The organism is Flavobacterium niveum (genome assembly GCF_055231775.1).
The window spans coordinates 252802-274544 of sequence record NZ_JBUYSX010000005.1; the positions used below are offsets into that span (position 1 = coordinate 252802).

The 21743-nt window shown below is 46.4% G+C and carries 20 protein-coding genes; 14 read left to right on the top strand and 6 right to left on the bottom strand.

Annotated features, from left to right (window positions below; genetic code table 11):
- Positions 1-67 precede the first annotated feature (67 nt).
- From pdhA to ACZIX4_RS14165, 9 genes are all read left to right on the top strand, one after another.
- On the top strand, positions 68-1069 hold the full coding sequence (gene pdhA / locus ACZIX4_RS14125) for a pyruvate dehydrogenase (acetyl-transferring) E1 component subunit alpha (protein ID WP_463336287.1): 1002 nt from the start codon (positions 68-70) through the stop codon (positions 1067-1069).
- Between the two features lie 8 nt (positions 1070-1077).
- Positions 1078-2763, top strand: coding sequence for a 2-oxo acid dehydrogenase subunit E2 (locus tag ACZIX4_RS14130; protein WP_463336288.1), 1686 nt, complete (start codon positions 1078-1080; stop codon positions 2761-2763).
- A gap of 528 nt (positions 2764-3291) precedes the next feature.
- Entirely contained in the window at positions 3292-3765 is a 474-nt protein-coding gene (locus ACZIX4_RS14135) for a DUF6934 family protein (RefSeq protein ID WP_463336289.1), read from the top strand.
- Complete coding sequence (locus ACZIX4_RS14140; RefSeq protein WP_463336290.1) at positions 3765-3914, top strand: hypothetical protein; 150 nt, start codon at positions 3765-3767, stop codon at positions 3912-3914. Before ACZIX4_RS14135 ends, ACZIX4_RS14140 begins: the two co-directional genes overlap by 1 nt.
- A 52-nt stretch (positions 3915-3966) precedes the next feature.
- Positions 3967-4578: an alpha-ketoglutarate-dependent dioxygenase AlkB family protein gene (locus ACZIX4_RS14145; RefSeq protein ID WP_463336291.1), complete on the top strand. Its 612-nt coding sequence runs from the start codon at positions 3967-3969 to the stop codon at positions 4576-4578.
- Between the two features lie 38 nt (positions 4579-4616).
- The gene (locus tag ACZIX4_RS14150; protein ID WP_463336292.1) at positions 4617-5570 is read left to right on the top strand and encodes a M28 family peptidase; all 954 of its coding nucleotides are present in this window, start codon (positions 4617-4619) and stop codon (positions 5568-5570) included.
- Positions 5570-6250, top strand: a complete 681-nt coding sequence (locus tag ACZIX4_RS14155; RefSeq protein ID WP_463336293.1) for an SDR family NAD(P)-dependent oxidoreductase — start codon at positions 5570-5572, stop codon at positions 6248-6250. Before ACZIX4_RS14150 ends, ACZIX4_RS14155 begins: the two co-directional genes overlap by 1 nt.
- An 18-nt stretch (positions 6251-6268) precedes the next feature.
- The gene (locus tag ACZIX4_RS14160; protein WP_463336294.1) at positions 6269-6871 is read left to right on the top strand and encodes a SprT-like domain-containing protein; all 603 of its coding nucleotides are present in this window, start codon (positions 6269-6271) and stop codon (positions 6869-6871) included.
- A gap of 137 nt (positions 6872-7008) precedes the next feature.
- Complete coding sequence (locus ACZIX4_RS14165) at positions 7009-11289, top strand: gliding motility-associated C-terminal domain-containing protein (RefSeq protein WP_463336295.1); 4281 nt, start codon at positions 7009-7011, stop codon at positions 11287-11289.
- Positions 11290-11440: 151 nt separating this feature from the next.
- Here ACZIX4_RS14165 and ACZIX4_RS14170 read toward each other — a convergent pair whose 3' ends face one another.
- On the bottom strand, positions 11441-12916 hold the full coding sequence (locus ACZIX4_RS14170) for a lipopolysaccharide biosynthesis protein (protein ID WP_463336296.1): 1476 nt from the start codon (positions 12914-12916) through the stop codon (positions 11441-11443).
- Positions 12916-13785, bottom strand: a complete 870-nt coding sequence (locus ACZIX4_RS14175; protein ID WP_463336297.1) for a glycosyltransferase family 2 protein — start codon at positions 13783-13785, stop codon at positions 12916-12918. The genes ACZIX4_RS14170 and ACZIX4_RS14175 overlap by 1 nt, the downstream gene beginning before the upstream one ends.
- A 59-nt stretch (positions 13786-13844) precedes the next feature.
- Between ACZIX4_RS14175 and ACZIX4_RS14180 the strand changes: the two genes are divergently transcribed.
- From ACZIX4_RS14180 to ACZIX4_RS14190, 3 genes are all read left to right on the top strand, one after another.
- Positions 13845-14696, top strand: a complete 852-nt coding sequence (locus ACZIX4_RS14180; protein WP_463336298.1) for a glycosyltransferase family 2 protein — start codon at positions 13845-13847, stop codon at positions 14694-14696.
- A 201-nt stretch (positions 14697-14897) separates the two neighbouring features.
- Positions 14898-15641, top strand: coding sequence for an MlaE family ABC transporter permease (locus ACZIX4_RS14185; RefSeq protein ID WP_463336299.1), 744 nt, complete (start codon positions 14898-14900; stop codon positions 15639-15641).
- Positions 15638-16429 (top strand): ABC transporter ATP-binding protein, encoded by a 792-nt coding sequence (locus ACZIX4_RS14190; RefSeq protein ID WP_463336300.1) that lies wholly within the window; start codon positions 15638-15640, stop codon positions 16427-16429. The genes ACZIX4_RS14185 and ACZIX4_RS14190 overlap by 4 nt, the downstream gene beginning before the upstream one ends.
- 233 nt (positions 16430-16662) lie before the next feature.
- Here ACZIX4_RS14190 and ACZIX4_RS14195 read toward each other — a convergent pair whose 3' ends face one another.
- Positions 16663-17721 carry a 3-oxoacyl-ACP synthase III family protein gene (locus ACZIX4_RS14195; protein WP_463336301.1) on the bottom strand — a complete coding sequence of 353 codons (1059 nt, stop codon included), beginning with the start codon at positions 17719-17721 and terminating at the stop codon, positions 16663-16665.
- Positions 17722-17934: 213 nt separating this feature from the next.
- Positions 17935-18306: a group III truncated hemoglobin gene (locus ACZIX4_RS14200; RefSeq protein WP_463336302.1), complete on the bottom strand. Its 372-nt coding sequence runs from the start codon at positions 18304-18306 to the stop codon at positions 17935-17937.
- A 102-nt stretch (positions 18307-18408) separates the two neighbouring features.
- Between ACZIX4_RS14200 and ACZIX4_RS14205 the strand changes: the two genes are divergently transcribed.
- On the top strand, positions 18409-19473 hold the full coding sequence (locus ACZIX4_RS14205) for a type I restriction endonuclease (RefSeq protein ID WP_463336303.1): 1065 nt from the start codon (positions 18409-18411) through the stop codon (positions 19471-19473).
- A 32-nt stretch (positions 19474-19505) separates the two neighbouring features.
- Here the strand turns inward: ACZIX4_RS14205 and ACZIX4_RS14210 are convergent, their stop codons facing one another.
- Positions 19506-19802, bottom strand: a complete 297-nt coding sequence (locus ACZIX4_RS14210; protein WP_463336304.1) for a type II toxin-antitoxin system RelE/ParE family toxin — start codon at positions 19800-19802, stop codon at positions 19506-19508.
- Positions 19799-20041 carry a type II toxin-antitoxin system ParD family antitoxin gene (locus ACZIX4_RS14215; RefSeq protein WP_463336305.1) on the bottom strand — a complete coding sequence of 81 codons (243 nt, stop codon included), beginning with the start codon at positions 20039-20041 and terminating at the stop codon, positions 19799-19801. The genes ACZIX4_RS14210 and ACZIX4_RS14215 overlap by 4 nt, the downstream gene beginning before the upstream one ends.
- Before the next feature lie 193 nt (positions 20042-20234).
- On the opposite strand from ACZIX4_RS14215, the gene ACZIX4_RS14220 reads away from it, so the two are divergent.
- Positions 20235-21593, top strand: a complete 1359-nt coding sequence (locus ACZIX4_RS14220; protein ID WP_463336306.1) for a UDP-N-acetylmuramate--L-alanine ligase — start codon at positions 20235-20237, stop codon at positions 21591-21593.
- The last annotated feature ends 150 nt before the right edge of the window (positions 21594-21743 follow it).

The window sequence follows — 21743 nt, forward strand, 5'->3', positions numbered from 1 at the left end:
GTAACAGGTAATTTGCATTCTCTTATAAAAGGATTAATTAGTACCAAGAAGCAACATTAATTGAGCAATGAAAGAAATTACAAAAGAAGTGTACCTGAAGTGGTATGAGGACATGCAGTTTTGGAGGAAATTCGAAGATAAACTTGCGGCTTTATACATTCAGCAAAAAGTAAGGGGTTTCCTTCACTTATATAACGGTCAGGAGGCAGTACTTGCCGGGGCGTTACACGCTATGGAACTGGGCGGTAAAGATAAAATGATTACTGCTTACCGTAACCACGTTCAGCCTATAGGCATGGGTGTAGACCCGCGCCGCGTTATGGCAGAGCTTCTTGGTAAGGCTACCGGTACCTCTATGGGCCTTGGTGGTTCTATGCACATCTTTGCAAAAGAAAAAGGCTTTTATGGCGGTCACGGTATTGTAGGTGGGCAAATTCCACTTGGCGCCGGCCTTGCCTTTGCCGATAAATATTTTGAAACCGGCGGTGTAACCATGACCTATTTTGGTGACGGTGCTGCACGCCAGGGTTCACTTCACGAAGCGTTTAACATGGCCATGCTGTGGAAACTTCCTGTAGTATTCATCGTAGAAAACAACGGTTACGCCATGGGTACCTCTGTAGAGCGTACGGCTAACCACACAGATATCTGGAAACTGGGCCTTGGCTACGAAATGCCATGCGGACCTGTAGACGGTATGAACCCGGTAAAAGTGGCTGAAGCCATGCACGAAGCTATAGAGCGTGCACGCCGTGGAGACGGGCCTACATTCCTTGAAATGAAAACGTACCGTTACCGTGGCCACTCTATGAGTGATGCGCAGCACTACCGTACTAAAGAGGAGGTAGAAGAGTACAAAAAGATAGACCCTATTACTCAGGTTCTTGATGTTATTAAAGAAAATAACTACGCTACTGAAGCAGAAATTGAAGCAATTGACCAAAGGGTGAAAGACCTTGTGGAAGAGTGCGAAAAATTTGCAGAAGAGTCTCCGTACCCGGACCTGAACATAATGTACGACGTAGTGTACGCACAAGAGAATTATCCGTTTTTACCACATAAACTATAATTAAAACGATGGCAAAGATTATAACCATGCCGCGCCTTAGCGACACAATGACCGAAGGTACTGTGGCTACGTGGCTTAAAAAAGTGGGAGACACTATTAAAGAAGGCGATATACTTGCTGAGATTGAAACCGATAAGGCCACTATGGAATTTGAGGCTTTTGACGCAGGTACCCTACTATATATAGGTATACAGGAAGGCGATACCGCCCCTGTAGACAGCGTTTTGGCAATCATTGGTAAAGAAGGCGAAGATTACAAAGCCCTTCTTGAAGGTGGTGCTGCTAACGGAAGCTCGGCAGGCGGTAAAGCCGAAGAGCCTAAGGAAGAGAAAAAAGAAGAGTCAAAAGCGGAAGAAGCGCCTAAGGCTGAAGTTAAGGAAGAAAAAGCAGCCCCTGCTGCCGAGCTTCCTAAAGATGTGAAGATAGTTACCATGCCGCGCCTTAGCGATACCATGACCGAAGGTACTGTGGCTACATGGCTTAAGAAAGTAGGCGACACCGTTAAAGAAGGCGATATCCTTGCCGAGATAGAAACGGATAAGGCTACTATGGAGTTTGAAAGCTTCAATGCAGGTACACTACTTTACATAGGTATACAGGAAGGCGAAAGCGCCCCTGTAGACAGCGTACTTGCCATCATAGGCCCTGCGGGTACTGACGTAAGCGCGTTTACAAGCGGTGCCCCTGCACCGGCTGCCGCAGCTGCTCCTGCGAAGGAAGAGGCTAAGGCCGAAGTTAAAGAAGATACTAAGGAAGAGAAAACGGAAGAAGTAACTACTGCCGATGGCGGTAGGGTATTTGTTTCGCCTCTTGCCCGTAAAATAGCTAAAGACAAAGGTGTAGACCTTAGCAAAGTTAAAGGTACCGGCGAAAACGGCCGTATCGTTAAGAAAGACGTAGAAGGCTACACACCTGCAGCCGCTGCTGCTCCGGCTCCTGCCGCTGCCGCACCTGCCAAGGCTGAAGCTGCGCCTGCTAAAGCTGCTGCTCCTGTATATGTTCCTACCGGTGAAGTTGCTACTGAAGAAGTGAAAAACAACCAAATGCGTAAGGTTATTGCCAAGCGTCTTGGTGAGTCTAAATTCACTGCGCCTGAGTACAGCCTTACTATAGAGCTTGATATGGACAACGCCATTGCAAGCCGTAACGTAATCAACGCTGTGCCGGATACTAAGGTGTCGTTTAACGATATGGTGATTAAGGCAAGTGCTATGGCACTGCGTAAGCACCCGCAAATAAACACCCAGTGGAAAGAGGATGTTACCATCTACAACAAACACATCAGCATAGGTGTTGCTGTAGCGGTAGAAGACGGTCTTGTGGTTCCGGTACTTAAATTTACCGACATGATGAGCCTGTCTCAAATCGGTACAGGTGTTAAAGACCTTGCCGGTAAAGCACGTAATAAGAAACTTACCCCTGCCGAAATGGAAGGAAGTACGTTTACCGTGTCTAACCTTGGGATGTTTGGTATCCAGGAGTTTACCTCAATTATCAACCAGCCAAACTCGGCTATCCTTTCTGTAGGTGCTATCGTACAGAAACCGGTAGTTAAAAACGGCCAGATTGTTGTAGGTAACACCATGACTGTAACACTTACCTGCGACCACCGTACTATCGACGGCGCTACAGGTGCACAGTTCCTGCAAACGCTTAAACAATACATTGAAAACCCTGTAACCATGCTTGCATAAGCTACAGCGTTTACATTATATGAAGGACCCGTACTGAAAAGTGCGGGTTTTTTTATTCCCCACCCCCGGAGGGGTGCCCTTAGGGCGGGGTGGTTAACTATAGAACGCTGATAGTATACGAGTCAAGCTGGTGCGAGCGTCGCGATCGTACCGGTTGTGATTTGACACGAGCCGGAAGCTCGCGCCGGCGGGGGGAAGCTTATTTAATGAGGATGAGATTGCTTCGTTCCTCGCAATGACTGCCCGGATTGGATTGGATATTCACTGCGTTTTTCACGCTCTGTCATTGGAACGAAGCAATCTCATTGAGTTGATGCATTAACCTGCAAGGTTTTTTCAACCTTGTAGGTTTTAAATAAGCTACACCTACAAGGTCGCCAAGACCTTGCAGGAGCGGTGATGCTGTTGCAATACTAATCCGTATCTTTACACTATGCTCGACCTCTTCAATCCCTTTCCCGATAGCTCCCAAAACCAACTCCGGCTTCATTTGTTTTTTGTTTATATTTAAGAACCAAAAACTAACCAATGGACTACCGCAAATATGACACTGAAGTTAACAGTGACCATACTATATATACATTTACCAGTAATGGGATTAACGGCAAAATTCTTAAAGCAATCAGGTATTCGGTAACGAATAATGAAGAGGTGTATAATTTGGGCTTCGGCGATATAGTATACCTGGATGAAGTTACCGGTGAATTGAAAATAGATGATATAGTGGTTACTGATAATGGTGATAGGGATGTAGTGTTGGCAACGGTAGCACAATCTGTATATGATTTTACCGAAGTTTATCCGGAAAGGTTCATTTTATTCAGGGGTAGTACCCCGGCAAGGACAAGGCTTTACAGGATTGCAATAACAAGGAATTATAAAGAATTGTCAGAAACATTTCATATATTTGGTGCTATAGTGAATGAGGAAGGCGAACTGACTAACGTCCCATTTACTTCCGGAACAGATTTTGAAGCATTTTTCATCAAAAGGAGAGGATAATGAAAACGGTGATAAAAAAAGAAACAAAACAGGTACCTGCTACCCAAAAAGTAGCAGTAAATAAAGGGCTTGATAAAGTCAAGACAGTGAGTTTTACTTCTGATAAATTAGAGGAAGTGAATAAATACAATATTGTTATTAAATCGTAATATATCCCCGTAAAGGGGATTTTTTTATATACATTTTCTGTTCAGGATTCTTATGGATCTTTTCAATCCCTTTCCCGATAGCTCCCAAAACCTTCTGCCACACGATGGCGAGGTAAACTACTACGGCCGTGTACTGCCATTGGCGCAGGCCAATCATTACCTGGAAAGCCTCCTTGAAAAGATAGAATGGCGCAACGATGAGGCCATCATCTTCGGGAACCTTGTGGTGACCAAACGTAAGGTGGCGTGGTACGGAGACAAACCATTCAGTTATACCTACAGCCGCACTACAAAGCACGCCCTGCCGTGGACACCTGAGCTTTTGCAACTGAAGCAACTCGCGGAGGAGCGTACCGGCGAAACCTACAATTCCTGCCTGCTGAACCTGTACCACAGTGGCGATGAGGGCATGGCCTGGCACAGCGATGCCGAAATTATGCTGAAGAAAAATGGCGCTATTGCATCGTTCAGTTTCGGGGCGGAGCGTAACTTCAGCTTTAAGCACAAGCAGACGAAGGAAACGGTCTCGGTATTTTTAGAACACGGCAGCCTGCTGGTTATGAAAGGCACCACCCAAACGCATTGGCTGCACCGGCTTCCACCCACAAAAAAAGTAACGCGCCCACGGGTAAACCTTACCTTCCGCACTATTGTGGAGCAATAGGTATTATTTCTTATTTTAGCCAAAACAAACACAGCATTATGAAAAAACTTTTCCTGTCGGCACTGCTTGCCGTTTCATGTATAAGCGTTTCGTGCGCGCAGAAAAAACAACCCAAAGAATATATAGTAGACCAGGCTTCGGTTTCGGCTACGCTTAAATATTTGTCGTCAGATGAGCTTCAGGGCCGCCTTGCGGGTACCCATGGGCTGGAGCAGGCCGGAGCGTACCTGGAAGACATCCTGAAAAAGAACGGCGTAAAACCGTATTTTAAGACCTACAAGGACACGCTTACCAACTTTAAAAGTACTACCTACAACATTGTGGGCTATATTGAAGGGACCGACCCGGTGCTGAAAAAGGAGTTTATAGTATTGGGGGCACACTACGACCACATAGGTGTAGACCCTGAGGGCGAAAACGGCGATACCGTATACAATGGCGCTAACGACGATGCCAGCGGTACCACTACCGTAGCCGAACTGGTGAAGTACTTTGGCAAAATGAAAAACAACAAACGCAGCATACTGTTCTGCTTTTTCTCTGCGGAGGAAGCCGGGCTTATGGGCTCTAAGTCGCTTGCGGCTAAACTGAAGGAGAAAAATTTTAACCTGTATGCCATGCTGAACTTTGAGATGGTGGGTGTACCGATGAACCGCGACATACTGGCTTACATAACCGGTTGGCACCTGACCAATATGGGCGATAAAATGAACGAATATGCAGGTAAAAAACTGATTGGTTACCTGGATGTGGAAATGAAATACCAGTTGTTCCGCCGTAGTGATAACTACAGCTTTTACCAGGAATTTAAAAAACCTGCACAAACGGTTTGTACCTTTGACTTCGAAAACTTTGCCTACTACCACAAGGTGCAGGACGATTTTGAACACATGGACCTGAAGGCCATGACAGCCTTTATACAGCAAATGGTACCTGTGGTAGACAAAATGGTGAACGCACCGGCAGGCGATATTGTAATGAAAAAAGAATAATGGGTAAAAACATCATCATAACGGGGACCAGCCGTGGCATAGGCCATGGGCTGGCCCTGCAATTTGCCAATGCCGGACACAACGTGCTGGCTATTTCCAGGAAAACATCGCAGGAGTTGCTGGCACATGGCAACATCACCTGCCTTCAGGTAGACCTTAGCGACACTGTGGCATTGGAGCAAATCGGGCTGTTTATAAGCCAGACTTGGAAATCGGTTGACATCCTTATCCACAATGCGGGGGCTTTGGTGCTGAAACCGTTTACAGCCATCACCGCAGAGGAGTTTGAATATATTTATAAAGTAAACGTATTTGGCGTAGCTGCGCTGAACAGGGTAGTGCTGCCGTACATGCCTGCGGGCAGCCATGTGGTTACCATAAGCAGTATGGGTGGCGTACAGGGCACCATGAAGTTTGCCGGGCTTGCGGCCTACAGCAGCAGCAAGGGTGCGGTAATAACCCTGTCAGAACTTTTGGCGGAGGAATATAAGGAGCAGGGCATTGCTTTTAATGTATTGGCTCTTGGCGCGGTAAATACCGAGATGCTCCAGGAAGCATTCCCGGGGTACCAGGCACCGCTTTCGGCTGCACAAATGGCTGATTATATATACAATTTTGCCCTTACGGGGAATACCTATTTTAACGGCAAGGTATTACAGGTATCGAGCACTACGCCGTAATTTTTTGGAAAAGTATAAGTGAAGGATATTTTACTGAAATATGTACCGGAACACGCCGCAGAACCCGTATTTGAAATGATACGGCACTACGGTGTGCACCTGAAAATCGTAAACGAACGCGTAACCCGCCACGGCGATTACCACCGCGATGCTTCGGGTTACCATCGTATTACTGTAAATGCCAGCCTTAACAAATACCGTTTCCTGATTACGCTGGTGCATGAAATAGCCCACCTGGCAGCTTTTGAAACCTACGGACGAAATATAAAGCCGCACGGGGAGGAGTGGAAGCGCACCTTCCAGAAGCTGATGGTACCATTCATCAGGCCCGAAATCTTCCCGAACCAGCTGTTGCCGCTTTTGGCACGCCACTTTAAAAACCCTAAGGCCAGCAGCGATACCGATGCCACGCTTTCATTGGCACTGAAACAATTTGACGAGCGCGACCCTTCTAAAACCTATATGTTTGAGGTGCCGTACGGGGCGCTGTTCCGAATACATAACGGCAAGCTGTTCCGCAAGGGGGCGCAGCGCCTTAAACGTTTTGAATGCCTGGAAGTAAATACGGGGCGTACCTTCATTTTTGCCCCAAATGCCGAGGTAGAGCTGGTGCAGGCGTAAAATTTTGCAGAAAAGTTAATAGGCACAGGTAGGGGAAAACAATTTTAACATGTTCTGTTAAAATTGTATGCTTCTATGTAGATTATGTTTTTTTTAACATATATTTACGATTGCCAATCTATTATGATAAACCTGCTATGAATCAAATTTTACGTTCACTGGGGAAAATCCCATTCCACCTGTTATTGTTGTTCGTTTCATTTGGCGCATTTGCACAGTTACCCGCGTTTACGCTTACCGTAACGCCTACTGCGCAAACCTGCCTTGGTAACGGTACACTAACCTTCGGCACAACCGGCACTGCAGCCGGGGCTACGCTGAGCTATGCGGTATACTTACTGCCCAATACCACTACACCACTTACTACCACCAGCGCTACATCGGTAAACAGCCTTTCGGCGGGTACATACCAGGTGGTGGCCACACAGTCATTAAACGGGCAAAGCAGCAGTGCAACCGTTACGGCTACAATAGCCAATAATGTTGTAAACCTGCTGTATACACCCGTACCGGGGCCGGTAACGTGTGAAAACAACGGTACTATAACAGTAAACGTGTTGCAGGGCGTGGCGGTGTCTTACGAAATTATTTCAGGGCCGGTAACCAAGCCATTGCAAACGTCTAACCTGTTTACAGGCCTGCCCGCCGGGTTTTACCAGGTACGTGTGTATGATAACTGCGGCGAAGCCGTAGTTGTTTCGGTAACGCTACAGGAAGCTACCGCCAGCATAAGTTTTATAAGCAATGGCCTGGATACCGGCCAGCTGGTTACCTGTAACTCCATAAAGACGATTAACTCGTTTAATTATTCTAACCTAACGTTTCCGTTAACGGCGGTGTATACTGTATATCCACCGGGTAGCGGCGCGCCTACGGTAGTAACCACTACGGTAAATGAAGCTGATATTACAGGGTTTCCACCGGCAATAACTGCCGTAATACCTTTTTACCATAACCAGAATTACGGCTACGGCCTTGTAATAACCGATGCCTGCGGTCACGTATTTACGCGGCCAAACAACCCTTCGTTTGCCAAGATAGAACTTGGCGTTACCCCGGACTTTCCCGGGTGTACAGGTGCTATGTTTACACTACAGCCATTTGTATATTTATCTCCATGGACGGTAACCTTTACGTCGGCGCCGGCAGGTTTTGATGCAGAAAGCTTTAACAGCCAGCAGCCTACGTTTAACTCGCCATCGGCTGATTTCGGTTCGGAGACAAACCCGGTTCCTGTAGGTACCTATACCGCACAGATAACCGACGCCTGTGGGCGTACCGCTACCAAGACCTTTGAAATAGAAATGCCTGAAATAGAGCCAATAGTAGATGCCGTAGCCGAATGTGGCGATACTACCGGGAGCATTACCATATCGGTAAGCGGCAGGGATATTGTACAGGTTATAGTGCTTACGGCCCCTGAAGGCTTTCCGGGTGATTTGCCGTTTGATGCTTCGGCCGGTATAAATGACGAGGGCGACCTGGTGATTTCCGATGTGCCCCTGGGCGACTATACATTTTACATACTGGATGAGTGTGGCGAAGAATTTGACAACTACCCCGGCACGCTGGCACCCAGTGCAGGAGTTGAGGGTGTTAACGTAAACAACCGCGCCGGTTGCGAAATAGGCTTTGGTTCGGTAAGGATATTCAGCATAGATGCCAATACAAAGTTTGAGGAAGCTACCATAATTTCGGCACCGGCCAACTATACTGCCACACTACCGCAGGATGTTAGCGCTAATATAAATACAGCGCCGGGCAATACCCAGGGCAACTTCTTTATGAATACCCTGCCCGAAGGCGATTATGTAATAGAGCTTACAGACCAGTGTAACTTTACACAAACACAGACGTTTACAGTAACGGGCTATGCCATTGGTACAAATGATGTTAGCATAATACAGCACTGCGGTTCATTTGATGTGCAGTTTGACCACCAAAGTAACGGCAGCTATGTGCAGTCGTTCTGGTTGCAGAAGTATAATCCCGATACCAATACATGGGGGCATCCGCTTACAGGTAATCCCTATGTTTCGGGGCTGCCAAATTTAGGCAACGCGGTAAATATAGCGCTTGGGCTTAACCTGAATAACCCGTATACCGGCCATTTCAGGATACTGAAGGTATTCTACACCTTTAGTAACGGAAGCAGCTTTAACAGTATTTGTACGTCTAGCCTTTATGAATTTGACTTTGACGGTGGGCCACAAATAACCAATGCGTACAGTTTTCCGTGTGCAGGCGGCCTTACCGAAGTGGCCCTTGAGGTTACCGGTGTGCCGCCGTTTACGTACTATATAACCAGCAAAAACGGCGACGATACATTTGATGTAGACAACGGTAACAGCAACCTTTTTAGCGGACTGGAGCCTGCAGTGTATATTTTCCAGGTGGTAGACAGCTGCGGAAACATGCGTAACCGCGAGTTTACCATTACTGAAGAAAACCCTATAGTGATAACTGCCAACGGCTTCTGCGAAGGCCAGGCCAGTACCCTTAGCGTACCGGAATACACCTTCCTGAGCTACCAGTGGTACGAACAAAGCAGCCCGGCAACCATACTGAGTACATCGGCTACGCTTACGTTCCCGTCGTATACGTCGGCTAACGATGCGGGTACGTATGTGCTGAATATCATTGCTGAAAATCCTGAATCGTGCCTTAACCAGCAACTGGATTATACCATAGCACCAAACGCCCTGCCAAATGCAGGTAACAATAATTCGGCAAGCATATGCAACCCGTTTGCTGCCATAGACCTTGCCACTTACCTAAGCACTGCTACCGATGCAGGCGGTACCTGGACCGATGACGATGCTACCGGCGCGCTTACGGGTTCGGTATTTAATACCCAAACCATGGCTGCGGGTATCTACCACTTTACGTATACGGTAAACGGTTTCTGTAGCCTTACAGATTCGGCTACCATAACCATAGAGCTTAAAGACACGCCGCAAATCCCTGTGCTTACTGCAGTACCGGGTGTGTGCGTAGGTGCCGATGTGCAGCTTGGCGCCAATACCCTTGCGGGTGCTACCTATGCATGGACAGGCCCTAACGGCTTTACATCGTCATTACAAAACCCGTTACTGAATAACGTTACCGTGGCGCAGTCGGGTACGTACTCGGTTACCATATCGCTAAACGGCTGTACGTCGCCACCGGCTACTGTAGCCCTTACCGTAAGCCCGCTGCCGTATGCCGGTACCGATGGAGCACAGACCCTGTGTAATACCGGTACCACTGTAGATCTTACTACATTCCTTGGTACAGGGTATACCACCGGCGGTACCTGGACCGATGTAGACGGATCGGGTACGCTTACCAATGCTGATTTTGATACAGCGGGTGTAGCGGCAGGCGTGTACCACTTTAAATATGAGGTAAACAACTTCTGTAACATCCCCGATGAGGCTATAGTAACCATAACACTGAACGATATACCGGTGCAACCGGCCATTGCGGCAGTAGCGCCATTGTGCGAAGGTGCCGATATACAGCTTACCACCACAACGGTGCCTAACGCTATCTACGCATGGACGGGCCCTAACGGCTTTACATCTGCACAGCAAAACCCGCTGATTGCAGGTGCTGCCATGGCAACTTCAGGAACGTATAGCCTTACGGTTACCGTAAACGGCTGTGCATCGCCGGTAGGTACGGTAAGTGTACAGGTTAGTGCATACCCTCAGTTTACCTTTAGCGGTGAAACGGTGCTGTGCGATGGGCAAACCATTCAGCTTGATGTAGTGCCGGGCAACTTTACAGCCGGGTCTGTTACCTATACCTGGTACCACGATGGCAGCCTGCAGGCAAGTGTTAACTCAGGCTCGATACAGATTTCTGAAACGGGTATTTATACAGTAGAAGTTTCTAACGGTACCTGTACCACCCCGCTTGATTTTACCGTTTCGCCAAACACCAATGCCTTTGAGGTAGTGCTGGATGCAGGCTGTGAAAACGAGCGCTATATAATACAGGTGGCAAACATTGGTGAAATAGCCGATGTGGCATCTATAGACTGGACAGGCCCGGGCGGATTTACCGCAGTAGGGGAGTTGGCAGATATTACTGATGGCGCTACCGGTACCTATATAGCTACCGTAACCACGCAAAACGGCTGTAGCGCTTTCGCAGAAATAGAAGTGGATAATACACATTGCTTTATACCACGCGGTATTTCGCCGGGCGACCCTGAAAGTAACAATGAGTTTGACCTAAGCAACCTGGATGTAAGGCACCTGCAAATATTTAACAGGTATGGCATGCAGGTATACGAAAAGAATGATTACATAAACGAATGGCATGGCCAGTCAGATAAGGGCGACCTGCCTACAGGTACCTATTTCTATGTTATAACCCTGTCTCAAGGTAAGCAGGTTACCGGATGGGTGTACCTTTTAAGGAAAGTATAATTCCTTATATCAATGTCTGCAAAGAAAAAGCCCTCAGTAATGAGGGCTTTTTTGTTTTTTGTGTAGAGACGCATTGCATGCGTCTTGTATAATGGTTTACACGAGACGCATGCAATGCGTCTCTACCGGAAAGTGGTATTAGTGTATTTGATTACCTCACAAACCCGAATTTCTTCATAGCCTGCTCTATCCATACATTCAGCTGGTACACGAGCCTTAGTTTGTATACGGCAAAAACGGTAACCGCTACATACGTCCCTATTTTATAAATCAGTGTAAACAGGTGCGAACCAAGCTGCGGCAATATGTGCAGCGCGAAGCCCGCCAGCAGGAATATCATCCCCATTTTAAAGAACTTGGCATCAAACGGCAGCAACTTAAATTTCTTGTAAATAAATGCCAGCTTGCTGATGTTAAATATCGTCATGCTGATAAGTGACGCCCATGCCACGCCTACAATACCGTAACCCATATCCAGGAACAACAGGTTAAGCGATACGTTCAGCACTACGAGTATGGCAACGGCTATCAGGTTAAAACGGTAGTATTTGCTGTAGGTTATTATTTCGCCGTTAAAACCCGTAGCCATGTTGATGAGCACGCTAAAGCCCAGTATCAGGATAATGGGAACGGTTGCTGCAAGTTTATTGTAATCGGGCATCAGGCGGAAAAGGTCTTCCACGCCCAGGAAAATACAGCCGTACAGCACTGCCCCGATGAAGAACAGCAGTCGGGCGATTTCTTTGTATTTTACGTCGAGTTCCTTAAAGTTGTGGTCTTTCAGGTAGTTGGAAATAATGGGTGCATACAGCGCAAACATGCCCACGGCAGGTATTTGCAGTGTACTCGCCAGTATAGAACCCGTGCTGAACACCCCGTTTGCCTCCATGGAAATGTAGTTCGGGATGATGAGCCCGTCAATCCGGAAGGCCAGCAGCGAACCCAGGCTGCCCGCCAGCGCATACAGGCTGTAACGGAAATAGTCCTTACGTGAAATTTCGCCAAAAAGGGTCTTAAAGCGGTAATTAAAGCCGGGTTTATAGTACTTAAAAAGGTAGCTTCCTGTAAGCAGCAATATCAGCCCGAAGCCTGCCATGTATACCCATATTGCCGTATTTACATTTGCCGAGCCGTACAGTAACAGCAGGAATGCCAGCGGCAGGGTGATTTTCGGGATTATTTTTTCAAACAGTGTGGGTGCGGCTATGCGCTGTAGATCCTGCAACTGCTTTTTAAAAAGCTCTACAAAGGCCAGCACTATGGCTATGGGATAGGCATAATACACCAGCCCTATAAATTCATCGTCCGATACATTGGCATAGATAACCAACCCTAACAACACTACCAGGCTCACCACGATTACCGACAGCATGCTGTAGCTGAACAGCTGTTTGCGGCGGCGTTCGTCTAAGGCGGGGTAAAACTTTATCAGTGCCTGGCTGGCCCCCAGTACCATAACGGGGAACAGCAGTTGCGATACGCTGTCTATATAGCGTATCATGCCCTGGAACACGTAATTCTTCGGGTACAGCAACAGCGACGATATAATGCCGATACCGGTACCCATATAATTAAATAGGGCAAACCAAACCACCTGTTTTATGGGGGCTACACGTTGCTTTTCCATTACAGGGCGCGTTTTCGGGCGGCTTTTACAGGCGCGGGGTTAAACAAAAATTTCAGGTAGTAGCCGCTGAGCTTACCCAGCATGGAAAGGGCTTTACCCCAACCGTAAAATTTGGCAAAATACTTTGGCAGCCCAAGGGTTTCCTTAACGCCATGTACATACGCCTGCATAAGGCTATATTTCGGGTTGATTAATGCCGAGAGGATTTTATACTGGCTCTGGGTAATGTCTTTAGTAAAATTACGCGTAATCACACGGTCATGCACAATTTTGGCATTCGGGTCTATGGCAATCCGGAAGTTGTGGTACGCCACACGGTCGCAATAGTTCCTGTCCTCGCCATAATGCCCAAACAGCGGTTCGAAATAACCGACTCTTTCTACACATGCGCGGCTCAGCATCCATGCTGCTGCATTTACAAAGGGTACTAACGGCAGTCCATTTACCTCGCCTGTTTTTCGGTTAAGGTACGTTGCGAAAGACGTGTCATACTCCGTTTCGTTCGCCTGGAAGTGCATCGGGCTAAGCAAACCTATTTGCGGATTGGCTTCCATATTTGTAACCAGGCTGCTTACCGTATCATCAAACACCCATGCATCCTGGTTCAGCAGGAACAGGTAATCGGCACCAAGCGCCAACGCCTTTTGCATCCCTATGTTATTGGCCTTGCCAAAACCCAGGTTGCTGCCGGTTTCTACAATATCTACTTCGGGGTAATGTCGCAGCAGGGCTACGGTATTATCGGTACTCTGGTTGTCTACCGCTATAATCTGCACCGGATAAGACGATGCCAGCAACGACGGTATAAGCTTATCTATCCAGCGGGCGCCGTTGTAGGTAACAATAATTACAAATACGTTCTTATCCAAGGTTTCGTTTTTCGGTTACGGCAAAATTAAGGATATTTGCACTTCTTTTATATTTCAGTATGAAATACTATGTAATAATACCTGCGCACAACGAAGAAGCCTTTATGGGCGTAACGCTCGATTCGCTTGCGGCGCAAACCGTACTCCCCGCAAAAGCCGTGGTAGTAAATGACAACAGTACCGACCGTACCGGCGAGATTGTGAGCCAATATGCCGCGCAATACCCATGGATTTCATTGGTAAACAAAGACTCGGCTGCAGTACACCTGCCGGGCAGTAAGGTAATACAGGCCTTTAATGCCGGGTATGCCACGGTAGACGAAGATTACGACATCATTGTAAAGCTGGATGCCGACCTGATACTCCCTGCCGATTATTTTGAAACGGTACTCAATGCTTTTAAAGCCGATGACACCGTGGGCATGGCTGGGGGTTTTGCCTACATAGAAAAGAATGGCGAATGGATACTGGAAAACCTTACCGATAAAGACCACATCCGCGGGGCGTTTAAAGCGTACCGTAAGGCGTTGTTTGCCCAGATGGGCGGGCTGCGTACTGCCATGGGTTGGGATACCGCCGATGAGCTGATTGCTAAGTTTTATAACTGGAAGGTAGTTACCATAGAAAGCCTGAAGGTAAAACACCTGAAGCCTACCGGAGCCAACTACAACAAGGCAGCACGCTACAAGCAGGGCGAAGCGTTTTACAGCCTGGGCTATGGATTTATTATTACTGCGATAGCGGGTGCCAAGCTGGCCATGCGTAAGGGTAAGCCGCTGTTATTCATAGATTATATAAACGGTTTCCTGAAAGCGAAGGCCGATAAAAAACAAATGCTGGTAACGGCAGAGCAGGCGAAATTTATCCGCGCGTACCGCTGGAAGAAAATGAAGCAGAAGGTTTTTAAGTAGTTTTCAGTATTTAGTCGCAGTTTTTACGAACAGAATAGGACGCGAATGACACTGATTTAAATCACTTTGCGGCTCAGCAGCTAAGTGGCTCAGCAGCTTAGAATCTCAGTAGCTCAGCAGCTTTTTTATTAAAAAACTATTAAGTTCAATTAAATAACGGATGTAAATCGGTACTTTAGCCGATATTTTCGTACACATTACATGATAAAAGCTTTAGACCAAATAGGCCGTTACTTCCTGATGCTAAAGGAGGTATTTAATAAACCTACCAAATGGCAGGTAATGCGGCCCTTAATATTTAAAGAAATAGACGACCTTATTATAGGCTCCATGGGTATAGTGGCGTTTATTTCGTTCTTTATAGGCGGGGTTGTGGCCATACAAACGGCGCTTAACCTTACCAATCCGCTTATCCCGAAATCGCTTATCGCTTTTGCCACCAGGCAGTCGGTAATACTGGAGTTTGCCCCTACGTTCATATCCATCATTATGGCCGGGCGTGCGGGTTCGTACATTACATCGAGCATCGGTACCATGCGCGTTACCGAACAGATAGATGCACTGGAGGTTATGGGGGTTAACTCGCTTAACTACCTTGTATTCCCTAAAATCATTGCGTTCCTGTTGTACCCGTTTGTTATTTCCATATCCATGTTTTTGGGTATTATGGGCGGCTGGCTGGCCGGTGTATACGGCGGCTTTATAGGCAGCGAGGAGTTTTTGCAGGGTATACAGCGCGAATTTATACCGTTCCACGTGTTTTATGCCTTCTTTAAAACAGCGGTGTTCGGCTTTGTGCTGGCTACCATACCGTCGTTCCACGGTTTTTACATGAAGGGCGGAGCGCTTGAGGTAGGTAAAGCCAGTACCACATCATTTGTGTGGTGCAGTGTGGTTATCATCCTTATCAATTACATTATTACTACTTTACTTTTGAGCCAATGATAGAAGTTAAAGACATAAGAAAATCGTTTGGCGATGCCGAAGTGCTAAAGGGTATTTCCACCACGTTTGAGGCCGGCAAGACCAACCTTATCATAGGCCGAAGCGGATCGGGTAAAACCGTAATGCTGAAAACCCTGCTGGGCATACACACGCCCGACAGCGGTACCATAGCCTTTGACGGACGTATATATGGCGAGCTTACATCCGATGAAAAGCGAAACCTGCGTACCGAAATAGGTATGGTGTTCCAGGGGAGTGCCTTGTTTGACAGTATGACGGTAGAACAGAATGTGGCGTTTCCGCTGCAAATGTTTACCAATAAAAAGGGCAGCGAAATAAGGAGCCGTGTAAACGAGGTTCTGGACCGCGTAAACCTGAAGGATGCCAATAAAAAGTTCCCGAATGAAATATCGGGCGGTATGCAGAAAAGGGTAGCCATAGCCCGTGCTATTGTAAACAACCCTAAGTACCTGTTTTGCGATGAGCCTAACTCGGGCCTTGACCCTGAAACCAGTATAGTGATAGACGAACTGGTACAGGAAATTACCAAAGAGTACAACATTACTACCGTAATAAACACCCACGACATGAACTCGGTACTGCAGATAGGCGAGAAAATCGTGTTCCTGAAAAACGGTATTAAGGAGTGGGAAGGAAACAACGAGCAGATACTGGAAACCCGCAACAAATCTATTGTGGAGTTTGTATACTCAAGCGACCTGTTTAAGAAAGTACGCGAAAGCCTGCTTGCCGAAGAGGAAGAGAACCACCACAACGATAAGAAGTAATCACGGCATTGCCTGATATAAAACACAACAGCCACCTTTTCGGGTGGCTGTTGTGTTTTGTTTTCTCCTGTCATTGCACGAAGCAATCTTATTAAAGGTATATGTTGCTAATAATGAGATTGCTTCGCTCCGTACCTCCGCTCGCAATGACGGGATGTTAGAGTGAAGCTGCTCCCTCTCCTTTGCTACGCCAATTCGCTTACGCTCGGGTGGAGAGGGCCGGGGTGAGGCCTTTACACCCTGTAAGTGAACGCATTGATGTTCATGCCGGCGCCTACGCTGGCAAAGATAACCACGTCGCCTTTATTAAGCTCCTGGTTGGGTAGCAGGCCGTTTACCAGCAGGTCGTACAGGGTAGGTATGGTAGCCACGCTGCTGTTGCCCAGCTTGTGGATGCTCATAGGCATAACGCCATCGGGTGGGGTGGTGCCGTGCAACTTATAGAAGCGTTGTATAATGGCTTCGTCCATCTTTTCATTTGCCTGGTGTATGAGTACTTTCTTCACCTCGCTGATGTCTATACCGCTATTCTCCAGGCATTCCTTCATGGCTTTAGGTACATTGCTCAGGGCAAATTCATATATTTTGCGTCCGTACATTTTTATGTAGCGTACATCGGTGTCGTGCGCTTTGTTGTACGAGTTGCCAAAGAACAGGAAGTAAGCCTCATCATAGGTAAACGATGCGCTTGCATGTGCCAGTATGCCGCCTTCGTCTTCGGTGGCTTCTATCACGGTAGCACCGGCACCGTCGCTGTAAATCATGCTGTCGCGGTCGTGCGGGTCTACCACGCGGCTCAGGGTTTCGGCGCCGATAACCAGGCAGCGCTTAGCCATACCTGACTTTATAAACGCCATAGCCTGTATAACGCCTTCTACCCAACCCGGGCAGCCAAACAGTATATCATAAGCCACACAGCGCGGGTTTTTAATGCGCAGGCTGTGTTTTACACGGCTGGCAATGCTGGGAACTGAATCGGTTTGTATGGCGCCGTGCTTTACGTTGCCAAAGTTGTGTGCCAGGATAATATAATCCAGCGTTTCCGGGTCGATACCCGAGCTTTCTATGGCCTTTTGGGCGGCAAAGTAAGCAATGTCGCTGGTAAGCAAATCTTCGTCGGCATAGCGGCGTTCCTCAATGCCGGTTATCTGCTTAAATTTCTCCGTAACCACCTCGTTAGGGTAGGGCAGCGGTACGCCTTCCTCGTCCAGGAACTGGTGGCCGGCAAAATCTATATTGGGGATAGCCCTTGTGGGGATATAGCTGCCGGAGCCTGTTATTTTAATATTCATAAGTCCTCTTTCTCGTTTGTTTATGTTTTGCTAATGTAAACATTAAATCTGAGTAAACCAGTCAAAACAATATGCGTGCATAACAATTGTGAAAACGCTAACAGGTGTCGGTAAATTGTGTAATCGGCTGAATATATGGTGCTAAAATGGAGTTTTAACAACTAAAACGTTTGAATTTTTAGCTGTTTTTATAAACTTTTTACAGAGGAAAAATTATTGGTTGTACAGCTTCACCTGCATTACGGTAGCAATGGAAAGGGCGCGTGTTTTGGCCAGTTCGGCTATTTCCCCGGCAAACATTTCGTCTACCGCAGCATTAAAGTGCCCCAGCCATGTGGTGAAGTGTGTGGCGGTAAGGTGTTCCAGCGCGTTGAGGTCCAGGTGTATCTGCATTACATTTTTGCGGTAACCGTTGCGTTGCAGCAGGCTTTGTTCCCAAAAATCAGTAAGCGACGGCATGTGTTTCTCCAGGTTTATTTTGGCCACATCGGTAAATATATAGCCTATGGAAGGGTCGGCCAGCAGGCGGGTGTAAAACGCCCACAGCAGTTGTTCCAGGTCGTGGCGGGAGTGTATGTCGTGCATGGCGGGAGTTTTTATATTACAAAAGTAAATAGAATATTGCGTTAAAGATTGTTAAATAAAAAACACTAACTTTATCACAATAATTAACCAATTAATCTCATCATGGATTTTAAAACACAAATTAAATCTCTTGGGGAACGAGTGCAAACCCTAAAGAGCCAGGTTCTTACAGAGGAAGCGACAAAAAATGCATTTATAATGCCTTTTATAAAAGAACTTGGGTATGATGTATTCAATCCTTTTGAAGTAACGCCTGAACTTGTAGCAGACATCGGCATAAAACAAGGCGAAAAAATAGACTATGCCATACTAAAAGATGGTGCACCTATTATACTTATTGAATGTAAACATCATGCGGGCAACCTGAATGTGCATAATGAATCGCAACTGTTCAGGTATTTCCATACAACAACCGCAAAGTTTGCGATCCTGACAAACGGTATCGAATACAGGTTCTATACCGATTTGGTTGAGCCAAATAAAATGGATGACAAGCCTTTCTTTTCCTTTGATGTAACCGAAATAAAAGACAATCAGGTTGAAGAATTAAAGAAATTCCATAAGGTCTATTTTGATTTCAACAATATTGTAAATACGGCAAGTGAGCTGAAATTTACCGGAGAGCTTAAGAAGCTTATCAACGAGGAAATAAACAACCCATCGGCTGAGTTTGTTAAGTTTTTTGCCAAGCAGGTTTATCCTGGTATGGTTACCCAAAAGGTTTTAGACCAGTTTACAAACCTGACTAAAAAGTCTTTTGCCCAGCAGATAAATGACATAGTTACAGATAGGCTTAAACTGGCTTTAAACGAATCTGAAATTCAGGATAAAATAATCGAAGAAGAATATATTGAGGCCAAAGTTGAAGATAGTAAAGTTATCACTACGGCCGATGAGCTTGAAGGTTTCTATATAGTAAAAGCTATTCTTTGTGCAAAGGTGAGGGGTAACAGGATTCATTATCGTGATGCCCAATCATATTTTGCTATTTTGTTTGATGATAACAACAGGAAAACTATTTGCAGGTTATACTTTACAGACAAGAAAAAAGTAATCGGCATTTTTGATGAGGAGAAAAAGGAAACCAAATTTGAAATCCAAAGTAGCGAGGATATTTATAGTTACGCAGATAAACTCCTCAGCATTGTGGAGTTTTATGATAAATAGAAAATTGAAACCGCCCCTCACAGGGCGGTTTTTTATTGGAATTTACTTGATATATCCATCATCTCATGGAGTATTCTGATAATCTCAGTTACCCCGTCATACCCCTCCCTGTAGAAAATAAGGTGTGATTTTACTTTGGTCATTTTATAACCCAACTTTATGTGGTGCATATCCCTTCCAATGTCAGGGTGATGAGAAATGTATTCAATTTCGGCAATTAAAAGACTATAGTATCGGTCAGCCTGTTCTTTAGACGATTTATAGTTTGTATATTTCCAAATGTTTTCCAAATCCAGAAAAGCCCTACTTGAAATCCGATACCGTTTCATGAATGTTTTTTATGAAGGCTTTCTAAGTGTGCCTGCGGGTCGAAATTTTCTATGAACCCGCTATTTTCACCTTCTTCGAGCTCGGCCCTTAATTTTTTTATTTTGTCTTCTTCGTTTTCTAACAGCCGGAGTGCTGTACGGATAACCTCGCTGGCTGATTTATACCTGCCTGAAGCGATTTCACTACTGATAAAATTATCGAAGTGAGGCCCTAAAAGGATGGAAGTGTTCTTAGCCATAAAATTTTCATTTTATCAAAAATACCAAAAAATGGTATTTAAGAGTGTTAAAATTTGATTTTAAAGTTTTAGATGAAATGGTTAGCGTTGCGGAATGTAAATTCTCCCATCGGTTCTTTCCCTCCAAATTTACATTTTTAAAATCTATTCGCTACATTTGGGCGAAACATTACATTACGAAACTTCCCAATAAATGCGTACACATTTTATCGCTATAGGGGGCGCCGCCATGCACAACCTGGCACTTGCCCTGCACCACAAAGGATATCACGTAACCGGCAGCGACGATGCCATTTTTGAACCCAGCCGTACCCGCCTGGAAAAAGCCGGGCTGCTGCCTGCCGAACTGGGTTGGTTCCCGGAGCGTATTACGTCCGACATAGAAGCAATTATCCTGGGCATGCATGCCAAAGCCGACAACCCTGAGTTGCTTAAGGCGCAGGAACTTGGCCTGAAAATATACAGTTACCCCGAGTTTCTATACGAGCAAAGCAAGGACAAAACCCGTGTGGTTATTGGCGGAAGCCACGGAAAGACTACCATTACCAGCATGATACTGCACGTAATGCACTTCCACGATATAGATGTGGATTATATGGTGGGCGCGCAGCTGGAAGGTTTTGATACCATGGTGCACCTTACGTCAGATAACGATTTCATTGTTTTGGAGGGCGACGAATACCTGTCGTCCCCTATGGACCGCAGGCCGAAGTTCCACCTGTACCAGCCCAACATTGCCCTGATAAGCGGCATCGCGTGGGACCACATTAACGTGTTCCCTACGTTTGAGAATTATGTGGAGCAATTCGAGATTTTTATACAGAAGATAACCAACGGCGGGATTTTGGTATATAACGAAAATGACCCTGAGGTAAAGCGTATTTCGGAGGCATCGACCAACCCGATACGACGTATTCCGTACAGCACGCCCGAGTATGCCGTGGAGAACGGCGTTACGCTGCTTGCCACACCCGAAGGCCCTATGCCTATAGAGGTGTTTGGCGCGCACAACCTTAATAACCTTGCGGGTGCCAAATGGATTTGCCAGTGCATGGGTGTAGACGAAGCCGAATTCTACGAGGCCATTGCTACCTTTAAAGGAGCCAGCAAGCGCCTTGAAAAAATAGCCGAGAACGGAAAGAACGTTGCCTATAAGGATTTTGCGCATTCGCCAAGTAAAGTGGCTGCGACCACTAAGGCGGTGAAGGAGCAGTATCCTGACAAAACCCTGATTGCCTGCCTGGAGCTGCACACCTACAGCAGCCTTAATGCTGAGTTCCTTAAGGAGTATCGTGGCGCGCTGGATGCTGCCGATGTAGCGGTGGTATTCTACAGTCCTGATGTGGTTAAAATCAAGCAGCTTGAAGAGGTGACCTACGAACAAATAGCTACAGCCTTTAACCGCGAAGACCTGATTATTTATACTAATCCGGCTGCGTTTAAAGAATACCTGTACCACCTGAAATACGATACCAACGGCGCTGCACTTTTATTAATGAGTAGCGGCAACTACGGTGGGCTGAACTTTGATGAGGTGAAGGACCTGATTTAATTTCAGATTTTAGAAGGTAGATTTCAGATTTAGTTTCACTCAGCTTTTATATTGCAATATACCCCGGACGTTGTCCGGGGCTAATACACGCGACCCCTTCAGGGTCGGGAGTTTGGGTACGAGTGAAGCTTTAACCTGAAACTTTAAACT